The 15,430-nt window shown below is 51.3% G+C and carries 25 protein-coding genes; all 25 read right to left on the reverse strand.

Features of this window, described 5'->3' with window-relative positions; translation table 11 throughout:
• Positions 1–30: 30 nt before the first annotated feature.
• On the reverse strand, positions 31–579 hold the full coding sequence (locus tag BLA28_RS07115; RefSeq protein ID WP_071698941.1) for a decarboxylase: 549 nt from the start codon (positions 577–579) through the stop codon (positions 31–33).
• A 26-nt stretch (positions 580–605) separates the two neighbouring features.
• The gene (locus BLA28_RS07120) at positions 606–1,475 is read right to left on the reverse strand and encodes a hypothetical protein (RefSeq protein WP_071698942.1); all 870 of its coding nucleotides are present in this window, start codon (positions 1,473–1,475) and stop codon (positions 606–608) included.
• A 63-nt stretch (positions 1,476–1,538) separates the two neighbouring features.
• The gene (locus BLA28_RS33660; protein WP_157838658.1) at positions 1,539–1,700 is read right to left on the reverse strand and encodes a hypothetical protein; all 162 of its coding nucleotides are present in this window, start codon (positions 1,698–1,700) and stop codon (positions 1,539–1,541) included.
• 37 nt (positions 1,701–1,737) lie between these two features.
• On the reverse strand, positions 1,738–2,232 hold the full coding sequence (locus BLA28_RS07125) for an adenylosuccinate lyase (RefSeq protein ID WP_071698943.1): 495 nt from the start codon (positions 2,230–2,232) through the stop codon (positions 1,738–1,740).
• On the reverse strand, positions 2,225–2,905 hold the full coding sequence (locus BLA28_RS07130) for a hypothetical protein (protein WP_071698944.1): 681 nt from the start codon (positions 2,903–2,905) through the stop codon (positions 2,225–2,227). Before BLA28_RS07130 ends, BLA28_RS07125 begins: the two co-directional genes overlap by 8 nt.
• A 44-nt stretch (positions 2,906–2,949) precedes the next feature.
• Positions 2,950–3,306, reverse strand: coding sequence for a hypothetical protein (locus tag BLA28_RS07135; RefSeq protein ID WP_058722735.1), 357 nt, complete (start codon positions 3,304–3,306; stop codon positions 2,950–2,952).
• A gap of 30 nt (positions 3,307–3,336) precedes the next feature.
• A complete protein-coding gene (locus tag BLA28_RS07140) occupies positions 3,337–3,942 on the reverse strand; it encodes a DUF6809 family protein (protein ID WP_058722736.1) in 606 nt (201 codons plus the stop codon).
• A gap of 120 nt (positions 3,943–4,062) precedes the next feature.
• The gene (locus BLA28_RS07145; protein ID WP_009258028.1) at positions 4,063–4,833 is read right to left on the reverse strand and encodes a methyltransferase; all 771 of its coding nucleotides are present in this window, start codon (positions 4,831–4,833) and stop codon (positions 4,063–4,065) included.
• A gap of 32 nt (positions 4,834–4,865) precedes the next feature.
• Positions 4,866–5,321: a hypothetical protein gene (locus BLA28_RS07150; RefSeq protein ID WP_009258029.1), complete on the reverse strand. Its 456-nt coding sequence runs from the start codon at positions 5,319–5,321 to the stop codon at positions 4,866–4,868.
• A gap of 12 nt (positions 5,322–5,333) precedes the next feature.
• Complete coding sequence (locus BLA28_RS07155) at positions 5,334–5,774, reverse strand: DUF7659 family protein (protein WP_009258030.1); 441 nt, start codon at positions 5,772–5,774, stop codon at positions 5,334–5,336.
• A 181-nt stretch (positions 5,775–5,955) separates the two neighbouring features.
• Complete coding sequence (locus tag BLA28_RS07160) at positions 5,956–6,639, reverse strand: YkgJ family cysteine cluster protein (protein ID WP_071698945.1); 684 nt, start codon at positions 6,637–6,639, stop codon at positions 5,956–5,958.
• A gap of 95 nt (positions 6,640–6,734) precedes the next feature.
• Positions 6,735–6,956, reverse strand: a complete 222-nt coding sequence (locus tag BLA28_RS07165; protein ID WP_242955414.1) for a hypothetical protein — start codon at positions 6,954–6,956, stop codon at positions 6,735–6,737.
• Between the two features lie 65 nt (positions 6,957–7,021).
• Positions 7,022–7,561: a sigma-70 RNA polymerase sigma factor region 4 domain-containing protein gene (locus BLA28_RS07170; RefSeq protein WP_009258033.1), complete on the reverse strand. Its 540-nt coding sequence runs from the start codon at positions 7,559–7,561 to the stop codon at positions 7,022–7,024.
• Positions 7,562–7,659: 98 nt separating this feature from the next.
• Positions 7,660–8,505: a hypothetical protein gene (locus BLA28_RS07175; protein ID WP_009258034.1), complete on the reverse strand. Its 846-nt coding sequence runs from the start codon at positions 8,503–8,505 to the stop codon at positions 7,660–7,662.
• Between the two features lie 41 nt (positions 8,506–8,546).
• Positions 8,547–9,620, reverse strand: coding sequence for a DUF932 domain-containing protein (locus BLA28_RS07180; RefSeq protein ID WP_009258035.1), 1,074 nt, complete (start codon positions 9,618–9,620; stop codon positions 8,547–8,549).
• Between the two features lie 32 nt (positions 9,621–9,652).
• Positions 9,653–10,468: a hypothetical protein gene (locus BLA28_RS07185; RefSeq protein ID WP_009258036.1), complete on the reverse strand. Its 816-nt coding sequence runs from the start codon at positions 10,466–10,468 to the stop codon at positions 9,653–9,655.
• A 109-nt stretch (positions 10,469–10,577) separates the two neighbouring features.
• Positions 10,578–10,985 carry a single-stranded DNA-binding protein gene (locus tag BLA28_RS07190; protein WP_009258037.1) on the reverse strand — a complete coding sequence of 136 codons (408 nt, stop codon included), beginning with the start codon at positions 10,983–10,985 and terminating at the stop codon, positions 10,578–10,580.
• A 274-nt stretch (positions 10,986–11,259) separates the two neighbouring features.
• Positions 11,260–11,865 carry a hypothetical protein gene (locus tag BLA28_RS07195; RefSeq protein WP_009258038.1) on the reverse strand — a complete coding sequence of 202 codons (606 nt, stop codon included), beginning with the start codon at positions 11,863–11,865 and terminating at the stop codon, positions 11,260–11,262.
• 167 nt (positions 11,866–12,032) lie between these two features.
• Positions 12,033–12,521, reverse strand: a complete 489-nt coding sequence (locus BLA28_RS07200) for a hypothetical protein (RefSeq protein WP_009258039.1) — start codon at positions 12,519–12,521, stop codon at positions 12,033–12,035.
• The gene (locus tag BLA28_RS07205; protein WP_071698946.1) at positions 12,518–13,219 is read right to left on the reverse strand and encodes a hypothetical protein; all 702 of its coding nucleotides are present in this window, start codon (positions 13,217–13,219) and stop codon (positions 12,518–12,520) included. The genes BLA28_RS07200 and BLA28_RS07205 overlap by 4 nt, the downstream gene beginning before the upstream one ends.
• A gap of 62 nt (positions 13,220–13,281) precedes the next feature.
• Positions 13,282–13,857 (reverse strand): sigma-70 family RNA polymerase sigma factor, encoded by a 576-nt coding sequence (locus BLA28_RS07210; protein ID WP_009258041.1) that lies wholly within the window; start codon positions 13,855–13,857, stop codon positions 13,282–13,284.
• Positions 13,858–13,871: 14 nt separating this feature from the next.
• Positions 13,872–14,288: a zinc-finger-containing protein gene (locus BLA28_RS07215; protein WP_009258042.1), complete on the reverse strand. Its 417-nt coding sequence runs from the start codon at positions 14,286–14,288 to the stop codon at positions 13,872–13,874.
• Between the two features lie 68 nt (positions 14,289–14,356).
• Positions 14,357–14,695, reverse strand: a complete 339-nt coding sequence (locus tag BLA28_RS07220; RefSeq protein ID WP_009258043.1) for a hypothetical protein — start codon at positions 14,693–14,695, stop codon at positions 14,357–14,359.
• Positions 14,696–14,781: 86 nt separating this feature from the next.
• The gene (locus BLA28_RS07225) at positions 14,782–15,003 is read right to left on the reverse strand and encodes a DUF6133 family protein (RefSeq protein WP_071698947.1); all 222 of its coding nucleotides are present in this window, start codon (positions 15,001–15,003) and stop codon (positions 14,782–14,784) included.
• A gap of 64 nt (positions 15,004–15,067) precedes the next feature.
• Positions 15,068–15,214, reverse strand: a complete 147-nt coding sequence (locus BLA28_RS33665; RefSeq protein WP_169897207.1) for a hypothetical protein — start codon at positions 15,212–15,214, stop codon at positions 15,068–15,070.
• Positions 15,215–15,430: the final 216 nt, after the last annotated feature.

The raw sequence follows: 15,430 nt of genomic DNA on the forward strand, positions 1-15,430 counted from the left end.
CCAATCGTCTTTGAGGGAGTGCTGTATCATCTATGCGGCAGCTTCTGCGGGAGGCAGCTCGTTGATGATGGGAGCGGAAAGTAAAATGGCCGTTTCGGTATCTTCCATTAACAGCCACGCACCATCGCGCCAAACACAAGAAGTTGCCTTGTTGTAAATCTCCGGGACCTTATTGGGATCGTCGATGCACTCGCGGGTAACGAGCAGGCACATGTGATCGAGATAGAAATAGTGAAGAGATTTTTCAATTTCCTCTCGTAAGGTATGGGCCAGGGCTGCAATTTCATCCATATCCTGCCGCTGAAAAGCAGCCTCGGAAATCTTTTTCAGGCACTGTGTTTGCTGAATCGCTGCATCAATGTAGGTTTTGGCCTCGTTAAACAGGCTGCGCCGGATACGAATATCACATAGAGCTACATGACGGGTGTATTCGGTGGCTGCTTTGCAGATTTGCCCCCGCAGTTCTTCATAAGGTTTTTGGTACTTTGTTTTCAGCACTTCCAGCGATACAACTTCCAGATTTCTCCGAAGGGTATCCAAATGAATTTCAAGTGCCTTGCGTAATTCTTTTTCGTCCATAGTTTTCCTCCATTTCACAACAGAAATTACTTTTGTGGGGATGCCTGCTGATCCTCCTGTAAAATATCCTGTGCGGCCTTGGATACTGCATCCCAGTAACACTCCCAATAGGTATCGCAGAGATCCAGGTAGTGGCTGATGCGCCCTTTGATGTCCGCATTGTGCAGCAGTTGTTTTTTCTGATCTTCTGTCAGAGCCAGATACTCCGGCAAAGCTTGAGCTTTATCAAGAAAATCCTCCCGTGCGCACTCATCTTCATAGGCTGCCGCCACGGTGCGTATAAATTCAGGAGCCAGCGGCAGAGGCCGTTTTTCAATGGAGAGGTAAAAGTGGTTTTCGCAGTATTCCCCATCCAGATAGCACTCATAGCTTTCTGCGGTTTCTTCCTCTGCAAACTGACTCTTTTCACGCCATTTCTCAATGCAGCCGCTCTCCAGTTCGTTTTTCAGATCGTCATGAAATTGCCGCTGGGCATCCATTAAATTAGTGAACGGAGCCTCATAAGAGCCAAATTCCCCGTCAGTGGCCCAATGCGAGACGACGACATAAAGCGTACCTTGGGGATACGCCTGCTCGGGAACGGCCAGAGGCGTCAACATTTCAGGCGCCATGATGACCAGTTCCAGCCCTAAATCCTCCACACGCTTTGGCGCACCATAGAGTTCAGAAAAAGTCTGCTCCAGTGCGCGGCGGGCAGCGGAAAGGCACGGCGGGTCAAATTCACAATAGATGTCCGGCGTATCATTTTCAGTTTCCCGGTCATCATCCGTGCGAATTTCAAGGATGCGCCCGAAGAGCCCGCTGTACTCACTCGCTTCATTGGCGAGGACGCGGCTGCCTACTGTGTAGGTGATGTTCTCATGTGAGAATTTCTCATCCGGTTTCTTATAAATCATAGTCCATTCCTCCCTTGAAGGGGAAAAGCAAGTCCCCTTGATTCATCAATAAATGTGCCTTTATTATCCGCGTCGAAAATGACGGCACCGCTCGTAAACATGAAAATGAGCAGTGGAATAAAAGCGATATGCCTGCTGCTTTTTAGGCGGCAGCAGCCAACGGCGGATGGGCCGCTTGGCAGTACCGCAAACTGCAGGCTTTTGGCTTTTGAAGATTTTCATCATCCATATCCTCCTTGATAGACTGTACGCGAAATGGTGATCACCCTTCCTCCATGTCCTCGCCGGCCTCGATGATACCGCGCTTCCGTTTCAGCTCCGCGATTTTTCGCTTCCACTCTTTCTGCGACTGCTCGGCCCGTGCCCGTTCCGCTTGCTGATCTTCCGGGGAGAGTGCAGAAAACTCCCCCTCCCGGCGATCTGCGTCAATATCCGCCATGATGCGGCGCACCAGGCGCAGAGCCAGTTCGCTCTTTGTCGGCGGCAGCTGCTCCATGGCAGCCTGCCCCTGCTGAAAAAGAAGCCGGTACCGGTCGTATTGAGCCTCGGTGATGAAACCCCATCCGAAGTCATCCTGGAGTTCCCGCTCGCTGTGGTATTGCATCACTTTCTCAAATTCAGCCTGCCGGACAGAGCATTCTTTCTCCACCGTCCGGGCATATTTTGCTTCTATGCGGCGCAGATCTTCCAGCACCTTTGTACAGGCTGCCGCCTCCATCAAATAACCATGGTCCCGCGGTTTCAGATACCTACTCATCCAGCACCTCCGTTTGCTCATCATCACAGCTTACCAAAGGGCAGGCGTAACTCTTATCAATGCTGGGCATGGTACAGCCCATATCAGGATCATGACAATCACAATTCAAGCAGGGAACCAGTGGCTCCGGCTGAAGCCGGATTCCCAAAACGATGAATTCACTCCATCTTCCGCAGTGTGGGCAGGGGATTGTCCCGTTGTACGCATGGTCGATCTGCTCTTGTGTAACGGGGGAAATCTTATGGCAGCATTCGTTCCGCACATATACGATATGAGCGGCTCGCCAGACTTCTGGACGGTATCTCTTATTGAAAGGAAGGTAGCCGCCCCATTGCGGATTGTCGAAAACCCGATCAATGTGTAGCTGAAGGGCTTCTTTTCGCAGTTCAGCGGCTGATGCCCCGATATAATTGTGTTCGCTGCACCATTGGATCAGATGCTTTAGCAGATGTGTCTCCCCATCGCGTTCGATGACAGCATCCGCCAGCCTGCACCAATCCTTTTCTTCAATCTCTCCAAGATTGGTTTTTACACCGTCCCACGGCAAATGCTTTTTATCCCGGCCGGAGCCCGTGCTGTTACAGCGGAATACGCCGTATTGCCAGCGAATATCCTCGTATGTGATAGAAGAGAAGTCTACTCCACTGGGCAGATGATAGTCCCCATATTTCATAGTTTTCAATGCCTCATAATTTTCACGACTGGTCAGACCTTGTTTTACACAGTCTGACTGCTATTGTGAATCTCTCCGGTTTGCGCGGGGCCAGCAGACGCATTGGTGTCTTGGCAGGAGCTGTCCGATGGAGGAATCTCGCCTCTCAAAACAAAAGGAAGAACTGCGTTCCAACTGGTCAGGGGAACTGGATTGCCGTCTATTTCCCGCAGAGCCTCATCCATCCAGCACTTTTCGCAGATATATACATGAGCGTATCTGCTCAAACTGTTCAGGAAAAAATACAGCCCGGAGTATAATTCGTTGCGGCCGCACCGCGGGCAGAGAAGCTGCTGTTCCGTCTCCTGCAGAGGGCAAAGACGCTCAAGAAATCTCTTTGCTTCGTCTTCAGAAAGTTTCATATTGTGTCCTCCATTGCATTTCTTAAAATTTTATTGGCACCAACTTGGCCGATGCCGGTATAAGGTCAAGCCTGTTATGAGATGGATCTCTTTGTCATTAGTGACTTGAATGAATCCTTTTTTGCGGGCCACAACCCTGACCTCCTCATTCATGTCAAGACAAAATACTTGTTCCCCGTCCATCTTCCGGAGCTCTTGCGTGGTAAGGGGAACTTCAGCGGCAAATTTGTTTTCAGGCGGTATAAGCCCAGCTACCAGCATTTGTACTGCGGTCTGAAAACCGGACTCAAAAGCCTGCTCGGCCACAATGCTGCTGCACTCACCGGCGGCAAGCTGGTACGCTTCCAAGGCGGCTATGGCTTCCGGGGAATTGCCCATTTTCTGGCGCAGGAGTTCCTCTGCCATTGAAGCATTATGGTTAAGCTGCTTCTGGTGCTCGCTTTGTGTTTTGAACACGCTCGGCTCATAATCTCCATAGTAGAGATCATGAAGAAAATCAGGGTCAGCGACAAAATCGGCTGATAAGGACTGCTTGGGCGCAGACAGACTTTCGGCGATTCGTTCCAGAGCCTTGATGAGACTGGGCAGCTGGGAATTAAAAAATCTGCGGCCATATTCTGTTTCGTGCAAATTCAAAATTCGTCACCTCCATATAGAGAAAAACCGCCAGTGCCTTCGGGCCTGTAGCGGTTTATGTGAGGCCCCAGAACAGGGACCGGCTTCTTGGTTGTTCATGAGGACAAACCGCCTGCTCCTTTAGGCGGCAGAGGTATCTGTCCCTGCAAAGTCACAACATACGATTTCGCATATTGGCGCGGTGCAATGCCAGTCATTTTTATAGTAGGCCGTGTCGATCCCTTGGTTAAACTCCAATAAAATCCCAGTCCTTTTTTCAAATGTTCTGGCACGCCCTTCCTGAAGCCAGCGATGGTCTTCCGTTCCGCTATATACGAATGGCGCGCTCATTTGCGGTATTATGAACGCACCTTCCTTTGCAATACGGGAGGCCGCCTCTATTACCATGTATTCAAATTCGCCGCTCATGTAGCTTTTGCGGTAATTGTTTGCAATTCGGCCAAACGGCGGATTTGCAATCGCGAAGTCAAATTGGCCCAAGAGGTCAGGCAGAAAGGGATCAAGAACATCCGCGCATATCCATGTGGCCTCTGGCACAACTTTTTTACCAACCTCAACATAGTGCGGATTCAGTTCTACACAGGTAATATCGGCATAGCAGCGGCTGCGGTCACTGCATTCCAGCTGTGCCGCATAGCTCAGTACGCCGATTCCAGCACACAGGTCGATAATTCTGATCGTCTTTCCGTATAGGCACGGAATCTGGAGAGTAAAATCGTTGGCAAGTCCAAAAGGAGTAAAAAATGCACCGGACTTGCTATTGATGTGCTCCGCGTCTTCCCGGAAATTTTCAAAGATAAAAAGCTTATCTTCGTGGGAAAGGTGTTCTTTCTGCAGGAGACAAACCGCCTGATCATGGAGCTGAATTTCTCTTTTGGTCAGCTTACTCATGGGTATCCTCCATTTATGTGGTTTGGTACAGTTTAGACAGTGAAACCTTCCATACTGCAGCGAAGAATGCAGTAGTCGGTCCGAAGGCTTTTCATGTGCCGCAGAATATCTTCTTTGGACTGGTAGCCCTCCAAATTCAACACCTGCCGTTCTGGACACCCCTTCTCGCTGGTCAGGTTGCAGTACCAGTACCCGCTTTTGGTCTGGTAGACCTTCCGATTTCTCTTGTGACCGGGAATCGTGAGCGTCAAATGCAGACCGCCGACGCCATACTCTGCATGAACGAGCATAAAAGTCGCTTTATACAGCTCGCGTTCTTCCTTTTCTACAAAACCGCAGAGATCAGGCAGCCTGGGGCACCTTCCAGATGTGTGGGGCATATTGCGCCGATTCCGTTGGAATTTTCCCCGGCACCAGCAATCCCGCACCTCGCATTTTTCACAATCCACAGCGCCATGAAGCGGTGGGAAATAGTGTTGCTGCTCCATCACATGGCCTCCTTAAAAACAGTCATTCTGCATTACTTTTTGGCAGGCCAAGTCCAAACCAGCTTTCAGCTGAGGCATGGCCTCCATGTATTGGGGAGTGATACCCAGGGCATCAAGCGTGTCTTGAACATCGCCGGTATAGCCGTATTCGTGGTTGGAAAGTTCAGTCAGGAACATTTCATAAATGAAATTATCTCCAGCTTTATCAGCGGCAATGGCCTCATCAAGCTCCTTGCGGTGCCGGGCAAACATTTCATGTAGCTTCGGCGCATCGCTTTTGCGGTAAAATCCACCGGTGCCAGCGATAGCATACACCTGATTCATGTCGGAAGGGCGCAGGCCGAGCCGGCGCATTCCCTCTGCGAACTGCCGTTGATCGAACGCAAAAAACATGGGAAAGGCGTTGACCTCTTCCTGCTGGCGATCCCGTAACTCCTGATAGTGGTTTTTCATACTATGCGGCCTCCTTTTTCATCCGCTGTACAGACAGCCTGACACGCCATTCATCCGGGCGGGGCTGACTGCGGCAAATCCGTTCTAAAAGGTCTTTATTCGCACAAACAGCATATTGCTTCCACTGAGGCCCTGGCCCTTGACGGGTCAGGTGCTCCAAGGCATACATCATCACAGCACCCTACCTTTCCACCTCGAATTGCCGAAGCTTTTCTAACAGCAGACGGGTGTTCTGCGCGTATTGCTCAAGGAACGGCTGATCCAAATCGAAGTTATAATATCGGTAAAACAGCACTTGGAAGGTCATCTGTTTGCATAGTTCCGGAGAGATCGAGCGCATCCGCTTACCGATTTCCGTGATAGCGGCATATTCCTGTTTCAAATACTCTTTCTCCATTCTGGGGAAATTGCGATAAAACCAGTCTTTGACGGAAACCTTTCCGCCGTTGAAATGGTACTGCTGATTGTGGTCAAAGCAGAGGCAGTATTCAAAATCACGGCCCCGCTCGCCGGGTCCTACAGAAAAGGGATAGAGCCGGCAGGTCCGTGGGCGTGCCTCGTAGATGCTGCATAATCCATCCTTCAGGAAAATACAGGAATCGTCCGGCCCCGTGGTTTTCAGCATGAAGATGGGAAAGCACTCTTGGGTCAGCGGCATAGGCTTGCAGTATCGGGTCAACACATCGTCTATGGTGCAGATGTTGGGATCACAGCCACGCAAATAGTTTGCCAACCGGTAGGCGTCCATGCTCTCCACCATCACAGCATCTTTGATATGGCGGCAGCATTGACCGCATCTGCGGCACTGATAGTCCACACAGTCTTTGGCGTGAACTGAAACTACCATTGTTTTTTGATCATCCATGACAATCCTCCGAAAAAAGGCCGTGGCGGAAAATCCGTCACGGCCCAAAACATATAGGACAAGCTCTGTTGTCCCGGTATCTTCTTACAACCGCTTTACGCGCACGCGGCCAGGCTCACCATCGGGAGCGGGTTGCAGGCCGCCAGCGGAAAAGGGGCCATTGAGAGGCAGTAATTGGAGTTAAGCGTTTCAAAGCGTACCATATCATCCGACTGATCGTGGATGGCTACCACACGGGAGGTATGATAGATCTTACCACCTGCATGAAGAAGTGCGCCCTGCCCAATCACCAGCGGACGCAGAAGTGCTCCGCGCATCACAATAGATTTTTTTGATTTCGTCATATACTTCGACCTCCATTCTGTTTGTGGTAGATAGAGGGCTACTCGCGGCATAACCTCAAAAACACAGTATGGACCTCCTCAAGAAGTTCCTGGATGCGCTTCATCGGTATTTTTTCGTGGCTGGAAATCTCCTTAATGCCATAGCCGTAACCCTTCATGCGGACAATTTTCATCTGTTGTTCAGAAATATGGGAAGCCAGATCATGGAGCATCTGCTGCATTTCAAATTCCTGCATGAGACGGTCCTGACCCGGCAGCACCTCTTCCAGCGGAACGCCATCCGAGTATAGGCCCAGATGGATGCTGATGACTTCTGTATTACGCTTGCGGCGCGCCTGTGTACGGAAATAATCGTATAAGCGAAATTTCATTTGTCGAATCGCAATAGTGCTAAAAGAATACTTTTGTGCAGATGCGCTATTACAGTAGTCCTGCACAGCCTTCAAATACGGGAAAATAACCACATCATAGAATTCATTCTCTGGAAGATGGTTGTCATTGAGAAATTTATAGACCAGGCCATGGTGTTCAGCGGCAAAATCCTGCTGCTCCTTTGTCAACGGTACTTCACACAACATAAATTTTCCTCCGTTCTAAATAAAAAAGGGATACCTCCGACTTACGCCGGAGGTGTCCCTTGATGATGTATCATGCGGCATTGCCGCAACAAAAACAGTTACGCCGGCAACTGTTCATAGTCGCCGTTGATCTCGCCGACCACATAGCTTCCATCCGGACCCGGGGCCGCAGTGGCAGATTCCGGGATCTCATAGTCGCAATCGTTGGCCCGCTGTTCCTCATTGATCAGCGCCCGCTGAATGTTGATAGTTTTGATTTGCCCCTTGAAGACATTGGCATAGGCGCGGATCTGGGCCAGCTCTTCCCCCTGGAAATCACGCAAAAGGCGGAAAGTTGCAACGCTGTAATCATTGCTGCCGTTGCTATCTTTCTTGAGGCCGATCTGGACCAGACTGCCATAGGTGGCACGCTGGCGATAGACAAAAGCCCTGTTCAGGAACTCCTTGAACGGCCTGATGCTGGTGGGCGGCAGGGAGACCAGCAGAGGCATATATTCACCACTGCGCAGCAGATAGAGATGCCTCATATTCTTGCACGCCTTGCCGCGGCCGCCATCCTTGGCCGATCCATACGCATTCATGGGGCAGGTAGCACACGCACCTCCCGGTACGCCGATCCCTGTTTTGCCATCTACAGAGGAGCAGAGCGGTTTGGTGTCTTCGTCATACTCGCTGCCTTCCGGCCACAGAGTATAGGCAGAGTGGTTGTAGAGGATGATGCCCTCCAGCGTCCGGGTATAATCCGGATTGTCGGGATCTTCCGTGGGAACTTCAAACTGCAGGGCGCCGCCGGCGGGAATCTTCACCCGCTGGAAGCTCATCATCTGAAGCCCATCCGCATCTTCTGCGATCTCATCGCGGCTGAAGTCGCCCTCCACCATCGCCGGAAGCAAGAATTTGTTCTGCTCGTTTGCGGCCACCATAGAAGTGTTCTGTTCGTACATAGTTCATTCCTCCTGTTAATTTTTTGATGGATGGCAGCCATTTAAGCGGCCATCTGGTTAATTCGGCTCCACTGCCGTGCCGGCATGGAGAGAATGTTGTAGCCGATGCCTTCCAGCGCGGTTGCCCGGTCATAGTCCTTAACATCCTGGCTGTGGCGCGTTACGGCGTTGGACAGACCATATAAGGTCAGATCGTTGCCTTCAATCAACCGCTGCAGCACACCGGAGCTTTCATCGTCCGTGATGTGAAAATCCTTGCTTACGAGCTTCACAATGCCAGGGACAGCGGCAGTATTCATGGGGGCATCCTTGGCTTCCCGCATCATGTTGACCACACGGGTAAAGCGTACCTCGTCTACTACGGCCCGCACCGTGTCCTGGATCTTCATGGCGAAGGCTTTGTCATCGGCCTCCAGCGTCTTTTCCGAATACAGCTGGTAGTTCTCCGAAGCCTCATTGACACGGCCTACATGGTTGCGGCGCGTCTGGGCGTCGTTTACCACCATACCGTTGCTGCATACCAGACGATAGACCAGCGGCTGGATGCTCACCGAGCCCAGGCCTACCTCGCTATTGCTGATAATAATACCGGACTGCACGATGTCGCCGGGTACGACCTCTGCCTCCAAGCGGGTGTTGACAACCTTGATGTACATACGGCTGTCGGTGAGCTGGCAGCTCTCGAAGTGCATCCCTTCCATCTCCTGAAGGACTGGAAGGACAATCCCGGCAATATCGAGGTTGTCTATACGCCGGTAGCGGTTGCTGAGAAACGCCCGCGCTGTGCCGTCTATGGTGCGAACCATACGCACAGCCGGCTCCCGCTGGAACCAGGCATTCACATTCTGCGCCAGTAGCTCGGGGTATTCCTCCAGCATCTTGTCATAATAGGCTGCCGGGATCTTGAGGTGCGTTCCGATCTGCCTGTGTGCGATGGCGTTGACCTCCAGCGGCTCCACGGCATAATCACCGGATTGGTCGTAAGCGTTGAGATACAGCCCGCCACCAAAAGGCTCCAACCGGAGACTCCGGGTGTCCAGCATATAATCGGCCTTCAAATCGTTCTGCCGCTGGATTTCCTGTGCCATTTCCACAAGACTGATCCCTGATTTCATGTTATTTCACTCCCTTCTCATGACGATGGCGGTCACCAGGAGACCTGGATGCCCTGCGCTGTTGTTTCAGCAGCCAGACCGTTGCTCTCAAACACTTCCACCAGACGAGGCCAGTAGACCTTTGCCGGAAAGTTGGAAAGATGTTCCTGCGGGACAAGCTCTTCACCCTGCTGGATGCAGATGTCCCCGTTCTCTTTCAGTGTGAGTTTGCTGTGGCCGCGTGAGTTCAGGTCGGCAATCAGCGTCTCCATCACTGTGCGCCCGTTATTCTCGTACCAGATACGCGGGTCGATGGGCTGCTTGTTGGGTGGGATGTCGGCCTGATCTTCCTGCTCTGTCCCTGCTTTGGACAGAGGGACGATTTTGAGCAGGTCACAGCGGATCGTCGCATCCTTGCCGAAGGTGATGTCCGCATGGTCGAACGCCTCCACATTGTAAAGGCGGATACGCCCTGTGCCGTTGCTGCGGATCAAATCCGCCGGTCTCTTTTCACACCACTCAAAGCAGGCGTTGGGAAAAGAGGAACGCAGATAAGTCAAAATCCGGTGGTTGGCATAGCGGAGCAGCAGATCGTCTGGTACAGGCCCTTCAAGCTCCGGCACCGTAAAGGTGTTCTGCGCGACACCCTCGGCATGGAGCTGGCGTTCCCTCTGCTGACGCTGACGGCGGCGCCTGGCCTGCTGCATATAGGGGAGCAGGAGGATCAGCACGACCCAAAGCCCCCAGAGGGTAAATACCCCTATCAGAAGCCACGCTTGCCAGGGTCCGCGTACCAAAGCCATGATAGCGATGACAGCACCGATCAGGATTGTGATGCTGCCGCTCAAAAGTCCTTTGTCGTTACTCATGTTGTTACCGTCCTTCCTTTTAAGTTTTGCTTGAAAACAAAAAAAGGGACCGCACCAAGCTTCAGTTCATTCTGAAAACTTGATACGGTCCCTCTTGCAGTGCCGGATTTTATTCCGGCAGGGATTCGCGGTCGCCGTCCATTACCTCGGAGGGGGCTGGAGCGGTTGCCGCCGCGTCAGAGTCATGCTGCTCATGTTCCGCTTTTGCTCTGGAAGATTGCCCAGGAAGAAAGCCAAAGTCCGTCAGCCATACTTTCAACTTTTTGACTGTGGCCCCGTCCTTTTGCCGTACATCCACCAGTTTCTGCGATCCAGTGAGCCAGATCATGCTTCCCTTTTTGACCTTGAGCCGTGTGAGCCGGGCAACCTGGTCGCCGCGGGCCCATACTTGATAGAAGTTCGGATGTTCACCTCCGGAGCGTTCCACCAAATCAAAACAAACATACGGCTGCTTTGACTGGCTCTCTTTGGGAGTAAGCTCGTGCATGACTCGGCCAAATACATAGATTTGTGCCATAACACTCCTTTCTTCGCCATCGGCGTTACTATCTATATATAAAAAGTGCCAGCGGATACCAACCCGAAAAGGGCGTGGCAATACCACTGACACTTGATACAGCATACAAACTTAACTGCGTGTGCAATGCAGGGCTTTGGGCCTTGCGGTACAGATGTTTCATCTGTATCCCACATGGGGAACGCACAAAAATCAATTACAGGTTAAGTGTAACACCGTATCTTGTGTTTGTCAAGTGATATAATACTATATATAGATATTTTAGCCCGGCGAGTTACAATATGTGGTTCATGTGGCGGTAGTAATCGTCCAACAGGTAGAATTTCAGTTCCTTGGCCCGGGGTGTACCATAGTTGAAGGTCAGCGCATAGAGATTGCCTGTTCCATCTATACCGAGGGGGCCGAGCCAGCAGTCGGCAGTGTTGCCGTTGAGATACCAGAGCTGAATGTCCTGGTAAGCATCTTCCGAAACAAGCCCTGATGCGGCCAGACGCTGGGCGTCTTCGTCTTCAATCAGGGTGGAGGAAAGAAAACGGCGGTAAAGTTCATCCGGCAGACCGAGAGCCTGTTGGTAGGTCAGCGGATTCGGGTGATTCAGCCACCAGCGGGTGACATCTTCAAAGGTGCGCAGATGTGGTTTAGCTCCAAGCGCCCGAAAGCTGCGGATGAACGATTTCACCTTGTCCGGGGATGGCGCAGAAGGGATTGGGATTTCACGCACTTCGTTGTCTGAAAAGGAAAAGGCAATCCGCTCACCGCATCTGTCCTCCAGCATGAGTGCGGAGCGGGATAATGGAGAGACCAGAAAGTGCTCCATAGCAAAGGTATGATCCAGAAACTGTTGGATTTTGTATTGCTCAATCGTGTGTGGTTTGTACATGGGGGTAGCCCTCCTTTTTAGATTCTACCTATTAAATAGGAAAAATCCCCCGTTTTTCTGCAGCAAATCAAACTTTGTAAAAATAGTGGATAGAGGAGTAAGAAAAAGAGATACGATGCTGTGGTTATGTAGCCTGCACCGTATCCCTTTCCTATTTTGCCGTAGGTTTAGCCGTTCTCCTTAGCCTGTTCCTCTTGGACAGCCGGCTCGCCAAGGGCCTCATATCCCAGGAAGCTGTTGGTGGAGAGAGCCGCGTCCAGATAGTCGTTTCCAACAGTGGGGTGGTTGCTGCTTTGAAAGTAAAAACGATACCGGGCGCCAATCTGGAACTTGGCGGACTTACTTAACAGTAAAGTGCGCTCCGCACCTTGTTCGTCTATTAGTTGGATCTTGCGATACTGCCGCATCATAGGCGAGACAACGCTGGAGCAGACGCCTTCTACGATCTCATACTGGCCCCGGGCGATGGTGCTCCATAAGCTCCTAACCAGTACCAGAGAGGCAAGAAAGATTATGCTGCCCAGTACCAGCAGGATATGGTCTGTGGTAATAATGAAGATGATTAGGCTGAGGGCAATGCTTGCGAGCCCGGCCAAAAAGGTCAACAAAATCTTTCGCCGTAGCACGAACGGGAATTGGTTCCATTGATTCTTCATGTGGTAATCCTCTCAAAAATGATTTGCTGGCGCAGGTAGAGGTTGGCAACGGCCAGCGTTACTGCCTGACTGCTCCGGCTGTTTTTCATTATGCCGGCGATATTATAGCAGGTGGTTTCGTCGTCGCCGTACACGGCCTCCATCAAGAACTGCTCATTGGGAAGATAGGCAACATCCTGCTCTACACACTTGATGATCTCGGCGGTGGACAGCAGAGCTTGCTGGGCCAGCCTCATAACACGGGTCTCATAGTCGGTACGCCGGTCTTTTTGGAATAATTTTAGCGCCTGTTGAATAGGGACTCGGCGGCCTGCCACCAGTTTGACAAATGAGATGCTCCTCATCAGCATTGATCCGCTGGCTGGAATAATGCCGAGAGAACTCAACAAATCATACAGAGCATCGTATTCCGTTTCACCACAGCCAGATACCAGCAGACCTCGGGTGAGCAGCCGATTTACGCAGGCATCCCAAGAGCGGGAAATACAATCTCCCTGAGAGGACACCAGCTTGTCACACTGGAGGGAAATATCCTCTCGTTTAGAAATTCGCCAGTTTAGGGCAGTCCAAACGACCATTTCCTGCATATCCACCATGTAAGTTTGCCCGCCCAGGCGGATGACCGGGCAGGACCGGCCACAGCCATTCGTTTCCCGATCCAGACGGCCGATTGCAGTATATAGGGTATTCTGTTCCATTCATCAGTACCTCCTTCTTTTATATATCCTTTACTGCGGAAAGGCCGCGGTTTTCAACAAATTCAGAGCAGGCTTTTCAGAAACTTGGAGTCTCTGCGCAGTTTTGCGGTGGAACGCGAGATCCATGCCCCCACATGGGAGGGCGGCACCTGATAAAGCTCCGCAATGTCTGTGACCCGCATTCCTTGAAGTTTGAGGGCAAGCGCCTCAATACCAAGCCGGGTTACACCATCGTAATCTTTTTTACAGGCATCCAGCAATGACAGAGTTTCTATCAGAGATACTTGGGTGTCAAAGGCGTCGGGCCGGGACTCCAGGGCCTCTCCGTCTGCCGCCAGTTCTCCATGTTCTCCAATAATAAGCCTGCTGAATTTTTTCTTCCTGTTGCAGATCGCCCGGCAATAGGACAGAAGCCCGTTTTTAACGACCGTTTTGGCGTAGGTAGAAAACTGGGCCCGTCCGTCATTCTTATAAGTAGACGCGGCTTTACAGAGCCAAAGGCACCCCTCTTGGAACAAGTCTCCATATTCCATACCGCAAATAGTTGGATTAACATGGATGTAGTCACAAATAACCCAATGTACGATGGGAAGATTCTGGGCAACAAGTTCCTGCTGCTGTTCTGTTAAACTGGTCATCGTTTCACCCCCCTTTAAGCGGCCGAATGCAGATTGCCCAAAGGAGCAGCGGCTTTGTAACAGAGGCGAATTACCTCATCACACATCCCGTCAGAAAACATGCCAATATGTGCCTGCTGGTCATTTAGTCCCAGTTTGGCCTGGAGCCAGATGTAGACCTCCCATTTTTCCATGTGCCGGCTCTGCTGCAGATGCTCCAGCGCCCGGTGAGCCAGGATTCGTTTGTGCCGGAGATCCCCATTTGCCAGAGTCCCCATAGGCCGGTGTGTCCGGTCATGGGCACTCACATAGGCATCACAAGCCGGCCAGCGATCACAGAGATAGATATATTTGCCCTGGGAACGGCGGTTACAGCCATAGACTGTGCTGGCGGGGCGAAGAGAGGCGTTAGCATGGCAATAAGGGCATTGGATATGTTTTTGCTTCGTCATAAAAATCATCACCTCCAAATGCGTATAGATGACGGCGCAAAGGCGTCTTTCAGTGTGAAAAAACAGTGTTAATTGCAGCCCGGGTCCAGAGAAAGTTGTCTGAGCGCACAGGCGGAAGGCTCCGGTGTGTGCCATTCGATGTACTTGGAAAAGGCGGCGTCAAAGGCGCGCCGGGACAAAATGGCAATGCACTCAGACGAATCTACAGTTTCTCCGGATAGTCTTTGGATGTCCTCGGCAGAAAGCAGCATAACCTGTCCGCACTCATCCACAGCCAGAAGAAAACCGGAACAGGGCGTTGTCCGGCCGCACATGCAGTTGCCGCAATCGCAGCTTACAAAGATAGCGTTGCGCCAGTTGCCGCGAACGGCCCGCAGAAAAGAATAAATTTTGCAGGATGATTTCATCCTCTACCTCCGTTATTCGTTTTTTCAAAAACTAAAAAAGCGGGGACCGGCCGTGGAAACCCACAGACCGATCCCCGCCGGTGATTTTAGCCAAACAGGCCCTCGATCTCGCTGGTGATACGCGGAATCACCGTGTCGTTGAAAATGAGGGTCAGGGCCGCCAGAAGAAGGGCGCCCAGCACCACGGCGATGATGATCTTAACAGCGTCCGAAATGTAAAAATCGCCGCGCTGGTTGGAAAGCGCCATACGGGCACGAAGGGACAGTGCATTCGCCTTGTTCTGGATACGGGTGGTAAAGTTTCTCATGGTAAGACCTCCTGAAATTTTATTGTTTTGATGTTGATGGTTTTATAAAAAGACTGCTCACCGCTCAAGAACGACGAATCGGTTTGAGCATGTCCTTTTTATTGGAAATGGGCCGGCTGGGATAGGCTTTCGGCTTTTGATACAGAAGCCATCGGAAACGGCGCTTTTCTTCCCGTGCGCCGCCAGACGGGGAAAATTTTTTCTTAGGCATAAAAGTCTCCTTAAAACAAGGGCCGGCCTGTATATGACAGGCTGGCCCAGAAATAAATGACGGCAGCTGACTACCGCTACAAAAATCCGCTATAGAACAAGCACTTACCTCCTTTACACTGCAAGAGGTAGAAAAATGTGTTTTTTCTGCTTCATACATTCAGAAAAATGTGAAAAAATGAATTGCAAAACAAAGAAAAATGTGGACGCCTCGAAT

The organism is Eisenbergiella tayi, from assembly GCF_001881565.1.
GTDB lineage: Bacteria > Bacillota > Clostridia > Lachnospirales > Lachnospiraceae > Eisenbergiella > Eisenbergiella tayi.